Source organism: Lacinutrix venerupis, assembly GCF_001971745.1.
GTDB lineage: Bacteria > Bacteroidota > Bacteroidia > Flavobacteriales > Flavobacteriaceae > Lacinutrix > Lacinutrix venerupis.
In genome coordinates this window covers 947,501-968,807 of record NZ_CP019352.1, presented here as the reverse complement: position 1 = coordinate 968,807, position 21,307 = coordinate 947,501, and the positions used below count along the sequence as shown (strand labels likewise).

Genomic DNA, 21,307 nt, shown 5'->3' with positions numbered 1-21,307 from the left:
ATATTTAGTTTTAAATAAAAATTGTTATTCTGTTAATGATTTGTAATATCCTCGTATAAATTCATCATAAATACTATATTTACAGTCATAAAAAAAAACATATGTATTTATTAGAATTTAATTGGAATCCAATAACAGGAATCGATATTATTGGAAATTTCAAAATTCATTTTTATAGTCTTATGTGGGTAACCGCTTTTGTTATTGGTTGGCACATAACAAAACGCATATTTAAGAGAGAACATGTAAAAATAGAATATTTAGATCCTCTTTTTATATATACAGTTCTAGCAACAATGCTTGGCGCACGTTTAGGCCATGTAATATTTTACCAACCAGAATTATTTTCGCAAGATTTTTTTAGCGTCTTTTTACCATTTCGTTTTAATCCTAAATTTGAATTTTCAGGATTCTCAGGTTTAGCAAGCCATGGTGCTGCTATAGGTATTATTGTTGCTATGTTTTTGTATAGAAGAAAATATAAATACAAATCTTTAATGTGGATTTTAGACCGCATTGTAATACCAGTAGCTTCTGGAGCAGTATTTATTAGAATTGGAAATTTTATTAACTCTGAAATTGTTGGTAAATTATCTGGAGATTTTCCTTTAGGAGTTCGTTTTATTCAAGAAGAATATTCTAAACACGACATTGTAAAACTTACAGGCATACAAGATTATAAAGCAGCTTATGCAGCAGTTACCAATAGTCCTAAATTTGCAAGCTTATTAGAGGCTGTACCTTACAGGCATCCGGCACAAATGTACGAGTCGTTTTGCTATATTTTTGTGTTTTTAATTCTTTTATACTTCTATTTAAAAACAAATAAAGGCGATAAACCAGGATTTTTATTTGGCTTATTTTTAGTTTTACTTTGGACGGTTCGTTTCTTTGTAGAATTTGTAAAAATTGCTCAAGTAGATGGGCGTGATGATTATATTTGGTTTATGAATACCGGACAGGTATTAAGTATCCCGTTTATTTTAATTGGATTATATTTTATGTTTTTTTACAAACAAAAATCTACATATCACTAATGAAAATTTTAAAAACAATATTTCTATTAGCTTGTTTTAGCTTAACTATAATTGCTTGTAAAAGCGAACCAAAAACAATAGAACAACCAGAAGTTCCTTTTACTAAAGAAGGTGAGCTTACTTTATACAAAGGTACTACAGATACAATTATTGCTAAACTAGATATAGAAATTGCAGAAACACCTTTTGAGATAGAAACTGGTTTAATGTACCGAGAATCTATGAAAAAGAACCAAGGTATGCTGTTTGTATTTAATGAAATTAGAGAGCGTAATTTTTACATGAAAAACACACGTTTTCCTTTAGATCTTATTTTTTTAGACCACAATAAAAGAATTGTTAGTTTTCAAGAAAATGCACAACCGCTTGATGAGGCTTCTTTACCATCGAACGCATTAGCGCAATTTGTACTAGAAATTAATGCTGGCTTAGCAGAAGAATGGCTGCTTGAGGTTGGAGATAAAATGGATTACTTTGTTTATAAAATTGTGGAGTAATGCAGCAAAAGGTTATAGAAATAGAACAAGAAAATAAACATTCTATTTTTGTAACTCAATTTATTCCAGAAACTTCAAACCAAAAAAGCATTGTAATATCATCTGCAACTGGAGTTGTACAAACTTACTATTCTAAATTTGCATTGCATTTTTGTTCTTTAGGTTTTACTGTATATACTTTCGATTATTCTGGTATAGGTTTATCTTACTCTAAACACATAAAAAATAATACTTCTAATTTACTGGATTGGGCTAAAAACCAAGCCGCAGTTTTAGAGTTTGCAAAAAATACAAACCCAAAATATAAGCTTACGCTAATAACACATAGTATTGGCGGACAACTAACTGCTTTTAATAAAAATATAGCACTTGCAGATGCTATTATTACTGTAGCGTCGCAATCTGGGTATTGGAATTTATTTCCTGGTTTACAAAAATTAAAAATGTTATTTTTTTGGAATGTTTTAATTCCTACTACTACTCCATTTTTTGGTTATTTTCCTGCTAAAAAACTAGGCCTTTTTGAGAGTGTTCCAAAACATGCTGTTTACCAATGGAAACGTTGGGGAAATAGAAAAGATTATTTTTTAAGCGAACCTAATAAGGACAATTTTTATATAGACTTAGTTACTTGCCCAATGCTTGTTTTAAGTTTTCCAAAGGATAATTTTGCACCAAAGCAGACTGTAGATTGGTTAGCTTCTATTTTTAGTAATGCTAAAATAGATAGAAGACACTTGGTTTCTAATGCGGGACATTTTGGTTTTTTTAGAACTCGTTTTGCAAATACGCTTTGGATTATGACAGAACAGTGGATTGAGAACAACACTTAGTCTTATGCGTTAAGGATAGAACGGCATGTTTGAGCTCCTTGCAAAGAGCGAGTAGTGATAGCCTGACCTTGCTTTTTTTTTTGCAAGGTAACGCCCAAAAAAATAATAAAAAAAGCCTTTCGGTTTAAAACTGAAAGGCTTTTATATTTAATTAAAAATTGAAGTTTAAGCTTTTGCTTCGTCTTCTAATTCTTCTTCTTTTGATTTGTTTTTTAATGCTTCTGTAGCATCTCCTCTTTTTACAGAATCGTACATAATTGGTGTTGCAATAAATAAAGATGAATATGTACCTACAATTACACCTACTATTAATGCAAACATAAATCCTCTAATAGATTCTCCTCCAAAAATAAAAATGGCTAATAATACTACTAAGGTTGTTAAAGAGGTATTTAATGTTCTACTTAATGTACTGCTTAACGACTTATCGATAACTGTGTCGAAAGACCATCCTGTATGCTCGTTAAAGAACTCTCTAATTCTATCGAATACTACAACGGTATCATTTAAAGAGTAACCAATTACTGTTAAAATTGCGGCTATAAATGCTTGGTCAATTTCTAAAGAGAATGGCATAAACTTGTATGTAATAGAGAATACTCCTAATACAATTAATACATCGTGGAATACTGCTGCTACTGCACCAAGTGAGAATTGCCATCTTTTAAAACGTATTAAAATATAAAGGAAAACAACAATTAAAGATCCTAATACTGCCCAGAAAGATTCTTGTTTAATATCATCTGCAATGGTTGGACTTACTTTATATTTTTTCATTATACCTGCAGTTTTCCCTTCTTCATTAGAGATGAAATCTGCATAGCTCATACCGTTTAAATGTGGTTGTAATGCATTGTATAATGTTTGTCTAATTTCGTTGTCTGCTTCTTCTGAAGCTTCGTCGATTCTATACTTTGTTGTAATTTTTAATTGGTTATCGTCTCCAAATGTTTTTGCATCTGCACTACCAAATACTTCTGGGTCTGATAATGTTGCACTTATTTCTGAAGAGCTTACTGGCTGGTCGAAACGTACTTGGTATGTTCTACCTCCTGCAAAATCTACACCTTGATCTAATCCGTTTGTGAATAAAGATGCTAAACTTCCTACTATTAATATTCCAGAAATAATGTAAGCCATTTTACGCTTCTTTAAGAATGCAATATCAATGTTTCTAAATAAGTTTTTAGTGATACCTGTAGAGAAATCTAATTTTCCACCTTTATTAACATACCAGTCTACTAATAATCTCGTTATAAATATTGCTGTAAATAATGATGTAGCAATACCAACTAATAACGTAGTTGCGAAACCTTTAATTGGTCCTGTACCAAATAAGAATAAAATTAAAGCAGTTAAACCTGTAGTAATATTGGCATCTAAAATAGAAGATAATGCATTACTAAACCCGTCTTGAACAGCAGATTTTAAATCTTTTCCTTTTCCTAATTCTTCTCGAATACGTTCAAAAATAAGTACGTTCGCATCTACCGACATACCAATTGTTAATACAATACCGGCAATTCCAGGTAATGTTAATACGGCTCCTAATCCTGATAAAATACCGAAGATTAATAAAATGTTTAATGCCATTGCAATGTCTGCAAATAAACCTGCTTTACCGTAATAAAACATCATCCATAGTAATACTAATGCTAATGCAATTACAAACGACATTGTACCACTATCTATAGCTTCTTGTCCTAATGTTGGTCCAACTTCGTCACTTTGAATAATTGTTGCTCTTGCTGGTAATTTACCTGCACGTAATACGTTAGATAAATCGATTGCTTCGTTAATTGTAAAATCTCCAGAAATTTCTGAACGACCTCCAGCAATTTTACCTCTACTAATTCCTGGTGCAGAGTACACAATATTATCTAATACAATAGCAATATTGCTTCCTTCTTTGTATGCTCTCTCTGTCATCTCTTCCCAAGTTTTAGAACCTGCAGCATCCATTTGCATGTTTACTACTACTCTATTGGCTTGGTCGTAACCTTCTCTTGCATCATCAATACTACCATGTAATGGTGGCTCGTTATCTCTATTTCCTTCTAAAACGTGTAAAGTTGTTACTTCACTATCTTTTTTAGGTTTTTCGAATACAAATTTTACATTTTTTGCAGCTGCTGGACGTAATGCAATAGCCTCTTTAGAGTTTAAAATTTCCTCTACTTTTTTCTGGTCTGATAATTTTACTAAACCAACTCCAGAATAATATCCTGTAGTACCTACTGCTACTAAGTCGTAAAATGGATTAACAGCTACAGTTGTTTCGTCTTCCTCACCAGTTAAATCTCCAATAATATCATCGGCAGAATCTTCACCTTCTTCTTGAGTAGCATTCTCTGCATCTGCATCTGCACTTGCTGTTTCTTGTTTTGCTTTTAAAGCATTGTTTAAGTCGTTAAAATATTGACCTAAGTCTTGAGCTTTATATCCAAACCAGAATTCTAATTCTGCAGTTCCTGTAATTAAAGCTTTAGCACGCTCTACATCTTTAACTCCTGGTAATTCTACTAAAATACGTCCAGAAGACCCTAAACGTTGAATGTTTGGAGATGCAACACCAAATTGGTCGATACGTGTACGTAAAACCTGTAAAGCAGAAGCAATAGACTCGTCTACTTTTTTAGATAATGCCGATTTTACATCTGCATCGCTCATACCAATTTTTATAGTTCCAGCTTCCACTAAAGAACGTGTTCCAAAAATATCTGGTGATGCTAATTGCTTATCTCCTTTAATAGCATCGAAAGCTGTAAAGAAAGATTCAATATAATCATCTTGAGAATTTTTTTGTAATTCATCAGCATCATCTAAAGCCTTATTAAATACTGGGTCTTTAGAGTCGTTTGCTAATCCTTTTAAAATATCTCTAACAGATACTTGTAAAATAGCTTCTAAACCTCCTTTAAGGTCAAGACCAAGTTTCATGGCATTGTCCTTAACTTTAGCATAATCTTCTCCTAAGAAAACACTTTCGTTAGAAGACGAAAGAGAATCTAAATAATTTACTTCAAACGCTTTACGTTTTTCTTTATAGTCTGCATCACTTTCACTAAATTTTGATGCTGCTAATTCTTCTGCATTTTTCTCGATTGCATTATTTTTAAACGAGAAAGACAGCTGGTAAATACTTACCAATCCAAATAAAACTGCAAACAGTTTTACTAATCCTTTATTTTGCATTCTTTTAATATTTGCGTCAGGTTTTTATATTCTGACAGTTGTTAGTACTCTTTTTTAAAATGAAATAATAGCTTTCAATATATTTTGAAAACTATATTTTTTTATACACCACATAAAAATTAAATATTTATGTGTTTTAAAATTTGATGTTTAGGAAGTGTTATAAAATATTCCTTTTAAGAAATTGGTCCAGCTCGACCTTCAGGAATTTTATGAGGTATATTGTTTATTGCAATTGCAATAGTATTATTTTGTTTATATGCTACTTGAACTTCAATATTTCTTAAAATTGGAGTAAACTCAACAGCATAAAGCAATACATTTGGGTTTGAAAACCTATCGTAATCTTGTTTTAGCTGGAATAATGATTTTCCTGAAGAACCAAAACCTGTATCGCTAGTTTTTGAGATTTCGAAAACATCTAAATTATAATGATGTTCTAACGGAAATTCTGAATTATCATCTTTATTTGAAGCATAGTCGAATGCTATGTCTGCAGAAAGTAAATCTTTTACAATAGCGGCAGTAGTATCACTATAATAAGATATAACTAACCTGCCTTTAGTTTCTTTACGAACTTGAAATTTAGAAACACCAATAGCCTTTAATTGCTCCTTTACATTAGCAAGAGTTAATTCTGCTTCATTGGAAGTAACTGTAGTATTAGAGAACTGTAATACAATCTCTTGATTTGGTACTACCAGATTTTCCTGATTTGCACCAAACAAAGTGAGTATTAGTATTAAAGCTCCAAAATACCATTTCGCATTCATGCGCCAAATATAAAAAATAAAGCCTGTATAACTACAGTGTTTATATAAATATTATACAGGTTAAAAACCGTTAACCTATAATTTTGTAATTTATTCTTTTATGCTAACTAAAAACTCTTAATACATTATAAAAATAAGTAGTACTAGAATTTATATAAAATAAAAAATCCTAATGAAAATTCATTAGGATTTTTTGATGTTGTGGGCGCGAAGGGATTCGAACCCCTGACCCCTTGGGTGTAAACCAAGTGCTCTGAACCAACTGAGCTACGCGCCCTTATTATTCGGTGTGCAAATATACACGAGATTTTGAATACACAAAAGTTTTTTTAAAAAAATTTTCAAATAATTTCAGAAACTACAAAAGTACTTCCTCCAACGTATACTACATCTTTATCTTTAGCTTTATCTATTGCTGTTTTATATGCTTCATTTACAGAATTATATGATTTACAAGTTAAGTTTTTGTTTTTAAAACATGCTTCTAATTTTTTTTCGCTTAATCCTCTTGGAATATTTGGTTTGCATAAATAATAATTTGCATTTTTTGGTAAAAGATCTATAATTGTGTTTAAATCTTTATCATTTACAACTCCAAAAACAATATGTAAGTTATCAAAAATTTCATTTTGAAGTTGACTCATTACTATTTTTAGCCCTTCTCTATTATGTGCTGTGTCGCAAATTACTTTTGGTGACTTTTGTAGTATTTGCCATCTTCCAAGGAGGCCTGTGTTTTTAACAACATTTAAAAGTCCTTTTTCTATGTTTTCTTTTGAGACATTAAACCCTTTTAACTGAATTTCTTTTATAACTTGAGTGACTGTTTTTATGTTTTTATCTTGATACTTGCCTTTTAAATCGCTTTTATAAGCATGAATTTTACTTTGATCTGCAAATATAATTTTGGCTTTATTATTTTGAGCAACTTCTAGAAATACTGCTTCTGTTTCTTTTTGAGTTTCTCCAATTACTACAGGAATATTTGATTTGATAATACCTGCCTTTTCTTTAGCAATTTCTTGTAAAGTATTGCCTAAAAACTGTGTATGATCTAAACCTATATTTGTAATTATGGAAACTTCTGGTGTTATTATATTTGTAGAATCTAAACGGCCACCTAATCCAACTTCGATTATTGCAATATCAACTTTTTGTTTTGCAAAATATTCGAAAGCCAGCCCAACAGTCATTTCAAAAAAAGATAGTGCATTTAATTGAAAAAAAGACTTATTACGTTTTACAAATTGAATTACAAATTGTTTACTTATTTCTTTTCCATTGATTTTAATTCGCTCTCTATAATCTTTTAAATGTGGTGACGTATATAAACCAACTTTATAACCCGCCTCTTGAAGAACAGAAGCTAACATATGACTTGTAGAACCTTTTCCGTTAGTTCCAGCTACATGAATACTTTTAAATTTATTCTCAGGGTTTTCTAAGTGATTAGCTAAAAGAAGAGTATTTGCTAAATCTACTTTATAAGCACTTTTGCCTTGGTTTTGATACATTGGAAGTTGAGAGAACATCCAATTTACTGTATCGTGATAATTCATTTTATTGTCCTAATTTGAAATCTATACTTACAAAGCCTATTTGTCTAGTAGGTGCTTTAGAATCTGCAGGCCATTTACCTGATTCTGCTATTTTTTTTGCAGCTTCATACAAGCAAGGTGCTGAATTTTCTGTTCCTTTTTCTCCTGGTTCTGCTTTTACAACTCTTCCACTTCTATCTACTTCGACTCTAACTATAACTAATCCTTCTTCATTACAGTTTTGAACAATTTTTACAAATTTACCTTGCCCTCTGCCTCCAAGACCTGAACCGACTCCACCATTTCCTTTCCCTCCGCCAAAATAACTTGGTGCGTATGGATTACCATCTAATTGTCCTTTATCTCCTGCTTGATTATCATTCCCTTCGCTTCCACTTGATTTTCCATCTGAATTATTAATTCCGCCCATTAATGCATCGATTTCTGCTTTTTTCTTAGCTTCTTCTGCTTTCTTTTTTGCTTCGGCATCTGCTTTTGCTTTTGCCTTTTTAGCAGCTTCTTCCTTAGCTTTAGCTTCTGCTTGTGCTTTAGCCTTTGCTACCTCTTTTGCCTTTTTTATTGCTATAGCTTCTTGAGAGTCTTGTGTTAACAGATTTTCTTTAACTTCTTCTGATGCAGATTCTTTGGTGTCTTCGGTTTTTTCTTCGGATATATTAGGTTCTGATTGTGTTTCGTTAGGCTGCTTATTAATATTTACATCTTCGGATTTTACAGGTTTATCTGGTTGAACATTTCCACTACCAACGGCTGAATTACCAAAGTTTACCGCAACACCATATTCTTCTGGTGGATCTTGATAACTTTGACCAACTACAAAACATAACAAAATTAAAATAACGACTATTAATGTTGTTATTTTAGCTGAGTTTTGTTCGTGTTTTGTTTGTAAATATTTCATTTTATTTTGCATTTACGCTAAGTGGTAAATTAAATGATACTGATACCGGTCTACCTTGTTGCATTCCTGGTTTCATTCTTGGCAATAACTTTGTTACACGTTTAGCTTCATCCTCTAATTTAGAGTGTGGACCTTTTGCTCTAATTCCTACAATATTTCCAGATTCATTTATTGTGAAACGAATATATATTTCTTGTTTACCCTCTAAACCTAAATCTGATATTAATATTCTATTAAAATTCTTAGCTATAAATTGGTTTATTTTATCGTTCATGCATTTTTTTCTGGTAGCATTATTACCTGATTCGCATCCTGGATAAATTGGTGAATTTTCAATTAACTTAAATGATACGGTTTCATTACCACCACTTTTACTTGCTGCGGCTTTAGCTGCGGCGGCTGCTTTTGCATCGGCTGCTGCTTTTGCGGCTCTTCTATCCGCTTCTGCTTTTGCAGCTTTTGCTTCGGCATCTGCTTTAGCCTTTGCTGCTTTAGCTTTTGCTTCTGCGTCAGCTTTAGCCTTTGCAGCTTTAGCTTCTGCGTCTGCTTTAGCTTTTGCTGCTTTTGCTTCTGCTATTTTTTTTGCTTCGGCTTCTTTTGCTAATTTTTCTGCTTTAGCTTTTGCTTCTGCTGCTTTTTTATCTGCGGCTTCTTTTGCTGCTTTTGCCTTTGCTTCTTTAGCCTCTTTAGCCTCTTTAGCTAATTTTTCATTTTTTATTCTTAAAGCTTCAGCTTCTTGTTGTGCTAAAAGTTTTTCTGCCTCGGCTGCTTTTTCTGCTTCAGCAGCTTTTGCCGCTTCTTCGGCTGCTATTCTCTCAGCTTCTTGTTGTGCTTCTTCTTCTAATTTTTGTTTTTCAGCTTCGGCTTCGGCTTCTTCATTTATTTCCTCTTCCTCGATGGTTTCTTCTTTTAAAACCTCCTCGGTAACTTCTTCTTCAAGTGTTTCTTCTTCTAAAACCTCGTCTGCTTCTGGTGCTTTTTCTGATGCATTTGATGGTGTATTTTCATTTAGTAAACTTGCATCTCCAAAATTTATTGCCACACCGTATTCTTCTGGCAATTCTTGATATTCTTGGCCTACAACAAAGCATAATAACAGAACAATCACAACTATTAAAGTTGTGATTTTAGCAGAATTTTGTTCGTGTTTTGTTTGTAGGTATTTCAAACTATTGTGCTTTTACTGCTAAGGTTGATTTAATTTTGTTTCTATTTGCAATATCCATAATATATACAACGTGTTTCATTTCTACATCTTGATCTGAACGTATAGTAATTGTCGGCGATTCTACACCTCCTAGTTTAGATATTAGTTCTGATTCTAATGTTTCTTTAGACACTTGTTGCATATCTATATAATAGTTTGTGTTTTTATCTACACTTACAGATATGCTTTTTGTTTGTGTTGTTTTACTGGTTGATTTTGGCAATAATAAATCTATGGCTTCGGCTGAAACAAGCGTTGAAGCAATCATAAAAAAGATAAGTAAAAGGAATACAATATCCGTCATAGAAGACATATTGAATTCTGGTGTTACTTTATTTCTTCCGCGTAAATTCATAAATTAAAGATTAAATAGGTTCGTTTAAAAGGTCTAAGAATTCTAATGAATTTGCTTCCATTTTATAAACCACTTTATCTGTTTTTACTACTAAATGATTATAGGCTATATATGCAACAATACCAACAATTAATCCTCCTACGGTTGTTGTCATGGCTGTATATAAACCATCTGCTAATGTTTTAATATCTATTGAACCTCCTGAGTTTGCAATTTCGAATATTGAAAGAATCATTCCAATAACTGTTCCAAGAAACCCAATCATTGGTGCTGCACCAGAAATTGTTGCTAAAACACTTACATTTTTTTCAAGGCTATAAATTTCTAATCTACCAGCGTTTTCTATTGCTTTATTAATATCGTCTAATGGTTTACCTATTCTAGAAACACCTTTACTTATTAATCTTGAAACTGGTGAATTTGCTTGTAAACAAAGGTTTTGAGCAGAATCCATTTTACCATCGCTTACATAGTCTTTAATTTGATTCATAAAATTAGCGTCTACTTTTGAAGCTTCTTTTATGGCTAAAAGTCTTTCAAAATAAATGTAAATAGCAGCTACAAAAAGTACAAATAATATTACTATTATAATTATTCCTGCTGTTCCTCCTGTTGTAATTAACTCTATTATTGACAGTGTTTTTTCTGTAGTTTCACCATCGGTTAATCCTTCGGTATTTTGAACTGTTTCTTGTAATATTGTATTTAACATATTCTTGATTTAGATAACTGTATAACGTGTTTTTTTATAATTTAATATATCTTTTTTAGAAGTTTTTTAAAACTATAGCATGTAAATAACTCCTAATAATCCCATAATACCTAAAACAATTGTATATGGAAATGCCATTTTAGCCATTTTTCCATAAGATAAATTGATTAATGGTGCTATTGATGATGTTAGTAAAAATAAAAATGCTGCTTGACCATTAGGTGTTGCCACACTAGGTAAGTTTGTACCTGTATTAATTGCTACTGCTAAATGTTCAAATTGTAATCTTGTTATATCTCCTGCCAAAAATGCATTTTGAACTTCTCCAATATATACCGTTGCTACAAATACGTTATCACTAATCATAGACAATAATCCGTTTGCTGCATAAAAAATAGCTGGTTGCTGTGCTGGATCTTTAGAAAGTGCCCATTCTATAATTGGTTGAAATAAATGTTGATCGTGGATCATGGCTACTATTACAAAAAATACTACTAGTAATCCTGTAAATGGTAATGCTTCTTCGAATGCTTTACCTAAAGAATGCTCATCTGTAATACCCATAAATGCAGTTTGAACAATAATTAATGCTAAACCAATAAATCCTACTGGAGCAATGTGTAATGCTAAACCTGCTATTAATAATAACGCAGAAACTCCTTGAACTATTAAGCCGTATTTTTGAGCTGGTGTTCTTTTTTTATCTTCTTCTTCTGTATAATTTTCTATTATTCTACGTGCTACTTCTGGTAGTTTTTCTCCGTAACCAAATATTTTAGTTTTCTCTAAAATTATAGTGGTTATAATTCCTGCAAATAATACTGGTATTGTTATTGGTGCCATTTTTAAGAAAAACTGAACAAAATCCCATCCTAAACGTTCTCCAATTAATAAATTTTGTGGTTCTCCTACTAAAGTACAAACGCCTCCTAAAGCTGTACCTACAACACCATGCATTATTAAACTTCTTAAAAAACTTTTAAATTGTTCGAATGTTTCGCCACTTAATTCTTTTCTATCTAAAATATTATCATCGTCATAATCTGCATTAGCACTAGAGTGTATTTTATGGTATACGCCATAAAAACCTACTGTTACACTAATTAATACAGCTGTTACTGTTAATGCGTCTAAGAAAGCAGAAAGTACTGCTGCTAAAACTACAAATAAAACCGAAAGCGTTAATTTGGATTTAATTTTTGTAAAAACTTTACTAAATATGTACATTAATAAAGGTTTCATAAAATAAATACCTGCAACCATAAATACTAAAAGTAGTATAACTTCTAGGTTAGCATCTACCTCATGATAAGCATTTTCTGGAGTTGTAAGCCCTAAGGCTAAAGCTTCTATTGCAAGTAATCCTCCTGATTGTAATGGATAGCATTTTAGAGCCATTGCTAAACAGAAAATAAATTCACCAATAAATAACCATGCACATACTGTAGGATTTATATAGAATAAAGGTATATTAATGATTAAAAAAGCAATCATTGTGAATTTGAACCATTTAGGACTGTTTCCTAAAAATTGATTTATCATAATTTTAAAGTATTAAGTTTTAAATTGAATTAAACTAATTGAGTTAATGCAATCTCGAAAGCTGTTTTACTAATTTCGGTTTTGCTTGGGTTTTTATCATAAGTGTTTTGCAATGCTTTTTTAATAATTTCTGAAGTATCGTTAAAAATAGCTTCATCTGTCATTTGTACTTTACGCTCCATAAAGTAAGCAAAAACTCTTGCCATACCACAGTTTGAAATAAAGTCTGGAATTAAACTTACTTTCTCATCTGTGTGTTCCATAATACTACCAAAGAAAATTTCTTTATCTGCAAATGGTACATTTGCACCACAAGAAATGACTTCTAATCCTGTATTTATTAATTGATTTATTTGATCTTGTGTAATTAATCTTGAAGCAGCACAAGGTGCAAAAATTTCTGTTTGAAGTGACCATACACGTTCGTTCATTTCTTCGAACGGAATCATATTGTCTGCCAGTAAAGTGTTACCATTTTTATTTAAAAAGAAGTTAGTAATTTCATCGAAAGAGAAACCTTCTTCATTTATTACACCACCAGAAATATCTATAATTCCAACTACCTTGGCTCCCATTTGTGCTAAATAATATGCAGCAGCAGAACCTACATTACCAAAACCTTGAACAACGGCACGTTTTCCAACAACGCTTCCTCCATAAATTTCGTAATAATGTTTAACTGCTTCGGCAACTCCATAACCTGTAATCATATCTGCAACAGTATATTTTCTAGCTACATCTGGAGAAAAACCTGGGTTTTCTATTACTTTAATAACACCTTGACGTAATTGTCCTATTCTATTAATCTTATCTGCTTCGGTTGGCTTAAAGTGCCCGTTAAAAACACCTTCTTGTGGATGCCAAACACCAGATTCTTCTGTAATTGGGATTACTTCATGTATTTCGTCTACATTTAAATCGCCACCAGTACCATAATAACTTTTAAGTAATGGTGATACAGCTTTGTACCAACGCTCTAAAACACCTTTTTTTCTAGGATCGTTAGGATCGAAATTTATACCGGATTTTGCACCACCAATTGCTGGTCCAGAAACGGTAAACTTTACTTCCATGGTTTTAGCTAAAGATAAAACCTCGTTCATATCTAGGCCTTTACGCATTCTTGTTCCTCCTCCAGCAGCTCCTCCTCTAAGAGAGTTTATTACTGTCCAGCCTTCGGCTTCGGTTTCGGCATCTTTCCAATTAAAGATTATTTCTGGTTCTTTATTTTCGTATTTTTTTAGTAATTCTTTCATTTTAGTCTATTGAAACGTTATCAAGTTATATTAATTTTAAGTCTGAAAATATAATTGAAACGTAGCTAAAGTTGATTCATTTAAATACTGTTTTGATTAGTTTAACAAATATAAAAAACTAAAGGTGCATAAAGTAAAAATTTAATTTTTTTTATGATTGAAATATTACACCTGAAGAATGATTAACTTTAGCTCCTGTTACACTGGCTAAACAGTTGTTTTCGTTTCTAAGTTTAAGTACTCCTAAAAAACCAAAAATTAATGCTTCTTTATATTCTACAATTTGTTTTTCAGGAATTTGAATTGAATTATTACATAAACTCTCTATTCGAGACATTAAAAAAGAATTAAAAACTCCTCCTCCTGTAACTAAAACCGATTTGTTTTTTACTAAAACTTTACTTATTTGAATTGCTATGTGTTCTACAAATGTTCTTAATACATCTTCTATTGATAAATTATAAGCATCTATAAGCGGAAAAACATTACTATTTACCCATTCTAAACCCAAAGATTTAGGATAATCATCTTTATAAAATTGAAGATTATTTAATTTATTTAATAAGTCATGGTTTATTATGCCTTTTTTGGAAATATTTCCTTTATCATCATAAGCTAAACCTAATTTTGAAACATATTTATTAAGTACAATATTTACTGGACAAATATCGAAAGCTATTCTTTTTCCATCAATTTCTGAAGATAGATTTGCAAAACCTCCTAGGTTAACACAATATTCGTATTTTGAAAATAATAATTGATCTCCTATTGGAACTAAAGGAGCTCCTTGTCCACCTAAAGCAACATCTTGAACTCTAAAATTGCAGACTACAGTTTTATTTATTTTTTTTTCTAAAATTGGTAAATTACCTATTTGATAGGTTACACCTTCTTCTGGTTTATGTAAAGCAGTATGCCCATGAGAACAAATTGCATCAATATTTTCTATATTATTATCTAATATAAAGTTTTGAATAACCTTAGCTAAATATATAGAATACTCATTATCTACATCCATTAAATCTTCTTTAGAAAAATTAACTAATAGTTTCAGTTTTTTATACCACTCCTGTGTATAATTAATAGTTTCTGCTTTAAGTATATTAAAGCTCCAATCTTTATTAAAATTGAAATTAATAAGAGCCAAATCTATACCGTCTAAAGATGTTCCAGACATGACTCCAATAACTCTGTAGTTGTTTTTTATCATATTAAGTAAAAATAGAAATATCTGTTGAAAAAAAGCTAATAAAAAGTTATATTTGCACACTTATTTTATCAAATTAACAATACTATAAATATGGATTTTAGCTTAACCGAAGAACATATAATGATTCGCGATGCTGCTCGTGACTTTGCTCAAACCGAATTACTACCTGGCGTTATAGAACGTGACAACAAACAAGAATTCCCTCAAGAATTAGTAAAAAAAATGGGAGATTTAGGTTTTATGGGAATTATGGTAGATCCTAAATACGGCGGAAGTGGTATGGATGCGACGTCTTATGTTCTTATTATGGAAGAACTTTCTAAGATTGATGCTTCTGCTTCTGTTATTGTTTCTGTAAATAACTCTCTTGTTTGTTATGGATTAGAGGCTTATGGGAATGAAGAACAGAAACAAAAATATTTAACCAAATTAGCTACTGGTGAATTTGTTGGTGCATTTTGCTTAAGTGAACCTGAAGCAGGAAGTGATGCAACTTCTCAAAAAACAACTGCAGAAGATAAGGGGGATCATTATTTAATTAACGGAACAAAAAACTGGATTACCAGTGGAGGAAGAGCAGATGTTTATTTAGTAATTGCACAAACAGATAAAGAAAAAGGTCATAAAGGTATTAATGCTTTTATAGTTGAAAGAGGCACTCCTGGATTTGATGTTGGGCCAAAAGAAGATAAATTAGGTATTAGAGGTAGCGATACACATACTTTACAATTTAACGACGTAAAAGTACCTAAAGAAAATAGAATTGGTGAAGATGGATTTGGCTTTAAATTTGCTATGAAAACTTTATCTGGTGGGCGTATTGGTATTGCTTCTCAAGCTTTAGGTATAGCCCAAGGTGCTTATGAATTAGCTTTAAAATATTCTAAAGAACGTAAAGCATTTGGAACAGAAATTTGTAATCATCAAGCAATTGCTTTTAAATTAGCAGATATGCATACAGAAATTGAAGCTGCACGTATGTTGGTAATGAAATCTGCTTGGGATAAAGATCAAGGTAATAATTACGATATGTCTAGCGCCATGGCTAAATTATATGCTTCTAAAGTTGCAATGGAACAAACTGTTGAGGCCGTACAAATTCATGGAGGTAATGGTTTTGTAAAAGAATATCATGTAGAACGTTTAATGCGTGATGCAAAAATCACTCAAATTTATGAGGGAACTTCTGAAATTCAAAAAATAGTTATTTCAAGAGGTGTAATTAAGTCTTAATTTTAAAGAATTATACTAAAAAAAGCTTCGGAAATAATTTTCGGAGCTTTTTTATTTTTTAGATAACTCATCTAAAACCAAACGCAGTTCGCCATAAGTATATTTATTATCTATTTGATGTTTTAAATCTGAGAGATTTTCAAATTTTTGTTTTGGTATAATTTTTATTAACTCGTTATAATGTTTTTCACTAATTAAGTCTAAAATTTTTATCTCACCTGTACTTATAAAACTAGCTAAATGTCCAGTAATTGTATTTATATTCAAATCTCTTTCCATGGCAATTTGCTCAATAGATTTTCCTGATTTAAATAATTTTAGTGAAATTGATTTAGTACTTCCTACTTTCTTTTTAGGCTTAGGTGTGGTAAATATTTCACTGTTTGGAGAGGTTTCAATATCGTTTTCATCACAATAATCACGTATAACTCTAATTATTTCGGTTCCATATTTATCAACTCTTGTTTTACCAAAACCATTTATTTTCAATAATCCTGCTTTATTTGTTGGCAAAGTTTCGCACATCTCATATAAAGATTTTTGAGTAAAAATCTGGTAATGAATTAAATCGTTTTCATTAGCTATTGAGTTTCTTAACTCTCGGAGTAATTCAAATAATTCAAGATTTGTTGTTCCATCTATAACAGTCTTTCTTGCTTTTTTTGGAGCATCTTTAGCTAAAAACACAGACTTAGCTCTTAGCTCTAAATATAATTTTATATTGAAGCCACTTGTTAAACCTTTAAAATATAATTGCTTTATTGCTAGTAATTCTTCAAAAACATCTAAGTTTTTTACTAATTCTTTTTCCAAAGCTTTATTATCTGTTGAAAAACTAAAAGTTTTAAATGGGTCAACTATATTATTATCAAGTTGACTATAATAATAATCTAATGCTTTTTTAAACCTATTTTGTATTTCTATATTTGATTCTGGAATTAATTTAACTTTAGACAAATCTAAAAGTTGAGCTTTAAAAGCATTTGCTACTTTTAATAAATTTGTTATACAGTCTTTAATTAAAATTAGAGGTGATTCAATATTGCCTTGAATACTACCTCTATTCTTGTAAAAAATATCTAAAACACGATTTAGAGGATATAAAAAATTATAAAAATCAAAAATTTCAGAAATTAAATTAAGTTGAAATTCTACTTTCGATTCTAGTAATATATTATCATTTGGTTGATTATTTTCTGCATATCTATTAAATGAAGTTACATTACTATCACTAATTATCTGATTTGAATAAATTTTACTTTTTAAAACTAAACCTTCCAAACTCTTACAACGACTTAAAGCAACATAAGTTTGCCCATGTGCAAATGCTCCTTCTGCATCAATTATAGCTTTCTCAAAAGTTAAACCTTGGCTTTTATGTATAGTTATTGACCAAGCCAACCGTAGAGGCATTTGTGTATAAGAGCCTATTTTACTTTCTTTTATAGCTTTTGTATCTTTATCAACGGTATAATTTATATTATCCCATACTTCTGGAGTTGTAACAATATTAAAATCATCATCAGGACATTTTACAATAACTTCATCTTTATCTAATAAAATTACTTTTCCAATTTTACCATTAAAATATCGTTTTTCTACCGAACTATCATTTTTTATAAACATTACTTGAGAACCAACTTTTAATTTTAATTCTTCTTTATTTGGATATAAAAAATTTGGAAATTTTCCTTCCACACGTGCATTATACGTAACAAGCTTTCCTTCTAAATTATTTAATTCTGAAATATTTATATTTTCAGCTTTACTATTATGAGTTGTTAAAGAAATATAACCATCTTCATCATGTGGTTGAAAATTTGGTTTATATCTTTTATTTAGTTCATTAGCCGAAACTTCAGTTAAACTATTTGTTCGTATTTGATTTAAAATATCTATAAACTTAGGATTATCTTGTCTATATATATGATTTAACTCAACAATTATAGCATTACATTCTTTATACGCCAAACTACTAAAAAAAAATGCATTACTATAAAAAGGTTTTAATATATACCACTCATCCTCTTTAACAACAGGTGACAATTGCTGTAAATCACCAATCATTAATAATTGTACTCCACCAAAAACTTTATCTTTCTTTCTAAAACGTCTTAGTGTTTTATCTATTCCATCAAGTAAATCCGCCCTCACCATACTAATTTCATCAATCACTAACAAATCCATGGATTTAATAATGTTAATTTTAGTTTTTGAGAATTTCCTATTAAAACCATCAGAATTTATTAAATTTTTATTTGGCAATATAGGTCCAAAAGGCATTTGAAAAAAAGAATGTATGGTAACACCTTTTGCATTAATTGCAGCAACACCTGTTGGAGCGACAACTACCATTCTTTTTAATGATTCCTTTTTTAATTTATGTAAAAATGTAGTTTTTCCTGTTCCAGCTTTACCTGTTAAAAAAACATTCCTTTCTGTTCTATTAACAAAATCCCAAGCTAAATCAAGTTCCCTATTTGTGGACATTTATTAGTTTTTAATTACAATACTTGAAGATAATTAAAATGTTTTTTTATAATGTATGAATTAGAAAATAATACCTTACATAATTCAAAAAATTTTAAACAAAAAAAGTCCTAAACAAATAAATGTTTAGGACTTTCTAAAAAAGGCGACGACCTACTCTCCCACAAATGTAGTACCATCGGCGCAAATAGGCTTAACTTCTCTGTTCGGAATGGTAAGAGGTGAGCCCTATCGCAATAATCACCTTAAATCTTTCGGTGTATGTAGTGATTTTATCAACTACTTAACCGTATAAAATAACATATTGAAAAAAGTACACTTAAAATGTGTATCAACTTGAAAATAAATAATATATAGTACTTAGTAAAAAAACAGGCGTACAATAAGCCTATGGGTTATTAGTATCACTCGGCTATGACATTACTGCCTTTACACCTATGACCTATCAACGTGGTAATCTCCCACGACCCTTTAAAGAAATCTCATCTTGTGGTGGGTTTCGCGCTTATATGCTTTCAGCGCTTATCCCTTCCCAACGTAGCTACTCTGCAGTGCTCCTGGCGGAACAACAGATACACCAGAGGTTAGTCCAACTCGGTCCTCTCGTACTAGAGTCAGATCCACTCAAATTTCTAACGCCCACTGTAGATAGAGACCGAACTGTCTCACGACGTTCTGAACCCAGCTCGCGTGCCACTTTAATGGGCGAACAGCCCAACCCTTGGGACCTTCTCCAGCCCCAGGATGTGACGAGCCGACATCGAGGTGCCAAACCCCCCCGTCGATGTGAGCTCTTGGGGGAGATCAGCCTGTTATCCCCGGAGTACCTTTTATCCTTTGAGCGATGGCCCTTCCATGCGGAACCACCGGATCACTATGCTCTACTTTCGTACCTGATCGACTTGTAGGTCTCTCAGTCAAGCTCCCTTATGCCATTGCACTCTACGCACGGTTACCAAGCGTGCTGAGGGAACCTTTAGAAGCCTCCGTTACTCTTTTGGAGGCGACCACCCCAGTCAAACTACCCATCAAGCACTGTTCCCACTTTGTGGGTTAGACTCTAGATAAGCAAAGGGTGGTATTTCAACAATGACTCCACAACACCTAGCGATGCTGCTTCAAAGTCTCCCACCTATCCTACACATTACTTATCCAAAGCCAATACTAAACTATAGTAAAGGTTCACGGGGTCTTTTCGTCCCACAGCGGGTAATCGGCATCTTCACCGATACTACAATTTCACCGAGCTCATGGCTGAGACAGTGTCCAGATCGTTGCACCATTCGTGCAGGTCGGAACTTACCCGACAAGGAATTTCGCTACCTTAGGACCGTTATAGTTACGGCCGCCGTTTACTGGGGCTTCATTTGATTGCTTCGCCGAAGCTAACAACTCCACTTAACCTTCCAGCACCGGGCAGGTGTCAGGCCATATACGTCATCTTTCAATTTAGCATAGCCCTGTGTTTTTGATAAACAGTCGCCTGGACCTTTTCACTGTGGCCATCCCGAAGGATGGCGACCTTTCTCCCGAAGTTACAGGTCTATTTTGCCTAGTTCCTTAGCCATGAATCTCTCGAGCTCCTTAGAATTCTCATCCCAACTACCTGTGTCGGTTTAGGGTACGGGCTGCTTCATTCGCTTTTCTTGGAAGTCGATTCGCTAGATTATCACCGCGACCGTAGTCTTAGTGTACTATCGAGGTGTTACCACTCTCTTCAACGCACAATTCCGTCTGTGCGCACTAACTATTCGCCTCCGTCACTTTTAATATGAGCAGGTACAGGAATATTAACCTGTTGTCCATCCACTACCCCTTTCGGGTTCGCGTTAGGTCCCGACTAACCCTCAGCTGATTAGCATAGCTGAGGAAACCTTAGTCTTTCGGAGTGCGGGTTTCTCGCCCGCATTATCGTTACTTATGCCTACATTTTCTTTTGTAGCTACTCCAGCATGCCTCACAGCACACCTTCAACGCCACTACAATGCTCCCCTACCACTTTTACAAGTCCATAGCTTCGGTAATATGTTTATGCCCGATTATTATCCATGCCGAACCGCTCGACTAGTGAGCTGTTACGCACTCTTTAAATGAATGGCTGCTTCCAAGCCAACATCCTAGCTGTCAAAGCAGTTCAACCTCGTTTATTCAACTTAACATATATTTGGGGACCTTAGCTGATGGTCTGGGTTCTTTCCCTCTCGGACATGGACCTTAGCACCCATGCCCTCACTGCTGATTAACATTTTATAGCATTCGGAGTTTGTCAGGAATTGGTAGGCGGTGAAGCCCCCGCATCCAATCAGTAGCTCTACCTCTATAAAACTATAAATCAACGCTGCACCTAAATGCATTTCGGGGAGTACGAGCTATTTCCGAGTTTGATTGGCCTTTCACCCCTACCCACAGGTCATCCGAAGACTTTTCAACGTCAACCGGTTCGGTCCTCCACTGTATGTTACTACAGCTTCAACCTGCCCATGGGTAGATCACACGGTTTCGCGTCTACC

15 protein-coding genes, 1 tRNA gene and 2 rRNA genes (1 of these 18 only partly in view) are annotated in these 21,307 nt (G+C 32.5%); 4 read left to right on the top strand and 14 right to left on the bottom strand.

Annotation, left to right across the window (positions count from 1 at the left end):
* The first annotated feature begins 101 nt into the window (after positions 1-101).
* Genes lgt through BWR22_RS04405 form a run of 3 tightly spaced genes read left to right on the top strand, consistent with a single transcriptional unit; the run spans position 102 to position 2,367 of the window.
* Positions 102-1,037, top strand: a complete 936-nt coding sequence (gene lgt / locus BWR22_RS04415; protein ID WP_076732213.1) for a prolipoprotein diacylglyceryl transferase — start codon at positions 102-104, stop codon at positions 1,035-1,037.
* Positions 1,037-1,534: a DUF192 domain-containing protein gene (locus tag BWR22_RS04410; protein WP_076732212.1), complete on the top strand. Its 498-nt coding sequence runs from the start codon at positions 1,037-1,039 to the stop codon at positions 1,532-1,534. The genes lgt and BWR22_RS04410 overlap by 1 nt, the downstream gene beginning before the upstream one ends.
* Positions 1,534-2,367: an alpha/beta hydrolase family protein gene (locus BWR22_RS04405; protein ID WP_076732211.1), complete on the top strand. Its 834-nt coding sequence runs from the start codon at positions 1,534-1,536 to the stop codon at positions 2,365-2,367. The genes BWR22_RS04410 and BWR22_RS04405 overlap by 1 nt, the downstream gene beginning before the upstream one ends.
* A 165-nt stretch (positions 2,368-2,532) precedes the next feature.
* Here the strand turns inward: BWR22_RS04405 and secDF are convergent, their stop codons facing one another.
* The 11 genes from secDF to BWR22_RS04350 form a co-directional block, all read right to left on the bottom strand.
* On the bottom strand, positions 2,533-5,562 hold the full coding sequence (gene secDF, locus BWR22_RS04400; protein ID WP_076732210.1) for a protein translocase subunit SecDF: 3,030 nt from the start codon (positions 5,560-5,562) through the stop codon (positions 2,533-2,535).
* Positions 5,563-5,738: 176 nt separating this feature from the next.
* Complete coding sequence (locus BWR22_RS04395) at positions 5,739-6,335, bottom strand: hypothetical protein (protein WP_156875566.1); 597 nt, start codon at positions 6,333-6,335, stop codon at positions 5,739-5,741.
* Between the two features lie 202 nt (positions 6,336-6,537).
* Positions 6,538-6,612 (bottom strand) — tRNA-Val (locus BWR22_RS04390).
* A 64-nt stretch (positions 6,613-6,676) separates the two neighbouring features.
* On the bottom strand, positions 6,677-7,894 hold the full coding sequence (locus tag BWR22_RS04385; RefSeq protein ID WP_076732208.1) for a bifunctional folylpolyglutamate synthase/dihydrofolate synthase: 1,218 nt from the start codon (positions 7,892-7,894) through the stop codon (positions 6,677-6,679).
* Position 7,895: 1 nt separating this feature from the next.
* Positions 7,896-8,792: an energy transducer TonB gene (locus BWR22_RS04380; RefSeq protein WP_076734360.1), complete on the bottom strand. Its 897-nt coding sequence runs from the start codon at positions 8,790-8,792 to the stop codon at positions 7,896-7,898.
* Between the two features lies 1 nt (position 8,793).
* Entirely contained in the window at positions 8,794-9,960 is a 1,167-nt protein-coding gene (tolA, locus tag BWR22_RS04375; RefSeq protein WP_076732207.1) for a cell envelope integrity protein TolA, read from the bottom strand.
* 1 nt (position 9,961) lies between these two features.
* Positions 9,962-10,354, bottom strand: a complete 393-nt coding sequence (locus BWR22_RS04370; RefSeq protein WP_076732206.1) for an ExbD/TolR family protein — start codon at positions 10,352-10,354, stop codon at positions 9,962-9,964.
* Between the two features lie 10 nt (positions 10,355-10,364).
* A complete protein-coding gene (locus BWR22_RS04365) occupies positions 10,365-11,066 on the bottom strand; it encodes a MotA/TolQ/ExbB proton channel family protein (protein ID WP_198033392.1) in 702 nt (233 codons plus the stop codon).
* A gap of 72 nt (positions 11,067-11,138) precedes the next feature.
* Positions 11,139-12,608, bottom strand: coding sequence for a sodium/proton antiporter NhaB (gene nhaB / locus BWR22_RS04360; protein WP_076732205.1), 1,470 nt, complete (start codon positions 12,606-12,608; stop codon positions 11,139-11,141).
* A 29-nt stretch (positions 12,609-12,637) separates the two neighbouring features.
* A complete protein-coding gene (locus tag BWR22_RS04355; RefSeq protein WP_076732204.1) occupies positions 12,638-13,864 on the bottom strand; it encodes a Glu/Leu/Phe/Val dehydrogenase dimerization domain-containing protein in 1,227 nt (408 codons plus the stop codon).
* Between the two features lie 151 nt (positions 13,865-14,015).
* Entirely contained in the window at positions 14,016-15,074 is a 1,059-nt protein-coding gene (locus BWR22_RS04350; RefSeq protein WP_076732203.1) for an anhydro-N-acetylmuramic acid kinase, read from the bottom strand.
* Positions 15,075-15,164: 90 nt separating this feature from the next.
* On the opposite strand from BWR22_RS04350, the gene BWR22_RS04345 reads away from it, so the two are divergent.
* Positions 15,165-16,307, top strand: coding sequence for an acyl-CoA dehydrogenase (locus BWR22_RS04345; RefSeq protein WP_076732202.1), 1,143 nt, complete (start codon positions 15,165-15,167; stop codon positions 16,305-16,307).
* 51 nt (positions 16,308-16,358) lie between these two features.
* Here the strand turns inward: BWR22_RS04345 and BWR22_RS04340 are convergent, their stop codons facing one another.
* The 3 genes from BWR22_RS04340 to BWR22_RS04330 form a co-directional block, all read right to left on the bottom strand.
* Positions 16,359-18,797: a helix-turn-helix domain-containing protein gene (locus BWR22_RS04340; RefSeq protein ID WP_076732201.1), complete on the bottom strand. Its 2,439-nt coding sequence runs from the start codon at positions 18,795-18,797 to the stop codon at positions 16,359-16,361.
* Between the two features lie 140 nt (positions 18,798-18,937).
* Positions 18,938-19,045: ribosomal RNA gene (rrf, locus tag BWR22_RS04335) — 5S ribosomal RNA — on the bottom strand.
* Positions 19,046-19,175: 130 nt separating this feature from the next.
* Positions 19,176-21,307, bottom strand: a 23S ribosomal RNA gene (locus BWR22_RS04330); it runs 689 nt beyond the window's last position.

What these genes read in the sequence shown, in the direction of transcription:
- BWR22_RS04355 (WP_076732204.1), bottom strand. Translation starts at nt 13,864, where the DNA reads ATGAAAGAATTACTAAAAAAATACGAAAATAAAGAACCAGAAATAATC.
- BWR22_RS04385 (WP_076732208.1), bottom strand. Translation starts at nt 7,894, where the DNA reads ATGAATTATCACGATACAGTAAATTGGATGTTCTCTCAACTTCCAATG.
- BWR22_RS04405 (WP_076732211.1), top strand. Translation starts at nt 1,534, where the DNA reads ATGCAGCAAAAGGTTATAGAAATAGAACAAGAAAATAAACATTCTATT.
- BWR22_RS04340 (WP_076732201.1), bottom strand. Translation starts at nt 18,797, where the DNA reads ATGTCCACAAATAGGGAACTTGATTTAGCTTGGGATTTTGTTAATAGA.
- BWR22_RS04345 (WP_076732202.1), top strand. Translation starts at nt 15,165, where the DNA reads ATGGATTTTAGCTTAACCGAAGAACATATAATGATTCGCGATGCTGCT.
- secDF (WP_076732210.1), bottom strand. Translation starts at nt 5,562, where the DNA reads ATGCAAAATAAAGGATTAGTAAAACTGTTTGCAGTTTTATTTGGATTG.
- BWR22_RS04410 (WP_076732212.1), top strand. Translation starts at nt 1,037, where the DNA reads ATGAAAATTTTAAAAACAATATTTCTATTAGCTTGTTTTAGCTTAACT.
- BWR22_RS04365 (WP_198033392.1), bottom strand. Translation starts at nt 11,066, where the DNA reads ATGTTAAATACAATATTACAAGAAACAGTTCAAAATACCGAAGGATTA.
- BWR22_RS04350 (WP_076732203.1), bottom strand. Translation starts at nt 15,074, where the DNA reads ATGATAAAAAACAACTACAGAGTTATTGGAGTCATGTCTGGAACATCT.
- BWR22_RS04380 (WP_076734360.1), bottom strand. Translation starts at nt 8,792, where the DNA reads ATGAAATATTTACAAACAAAACACGAACAAAACTCAGCTAAAATAACA.
- BWR22_RS04395 (WP_156875566.1), bottom strand. Translation starts at nt 6,335, where the DNA reads ATGAATGCGAAATGGTATTTTGGAGCTTTAATACTAATACTCACTTTG.
- nhaB (WP_076732205.1), bottom strand. Translation starts at nt 12,608, where the DNA reads ATGATAAATCAATTTTTAGGAAACAGTCCTAAATGGTTCAAATTCACA.
- lgt (WP_076732213.1), top strand. Translation starts at nt 102, where the DNA reads ATGTATTTATTAGAATTTAATTGGAATCCAATAACAGGAATCGATATT.
- BWR22_RS04370 (WP_076732206.1), bottom strand. Translation starts at nt 10,354, where the DNA reads ATGAATTTACGCGGAAGAAATAAAGTAACACCAGAATTCAATATGTCT.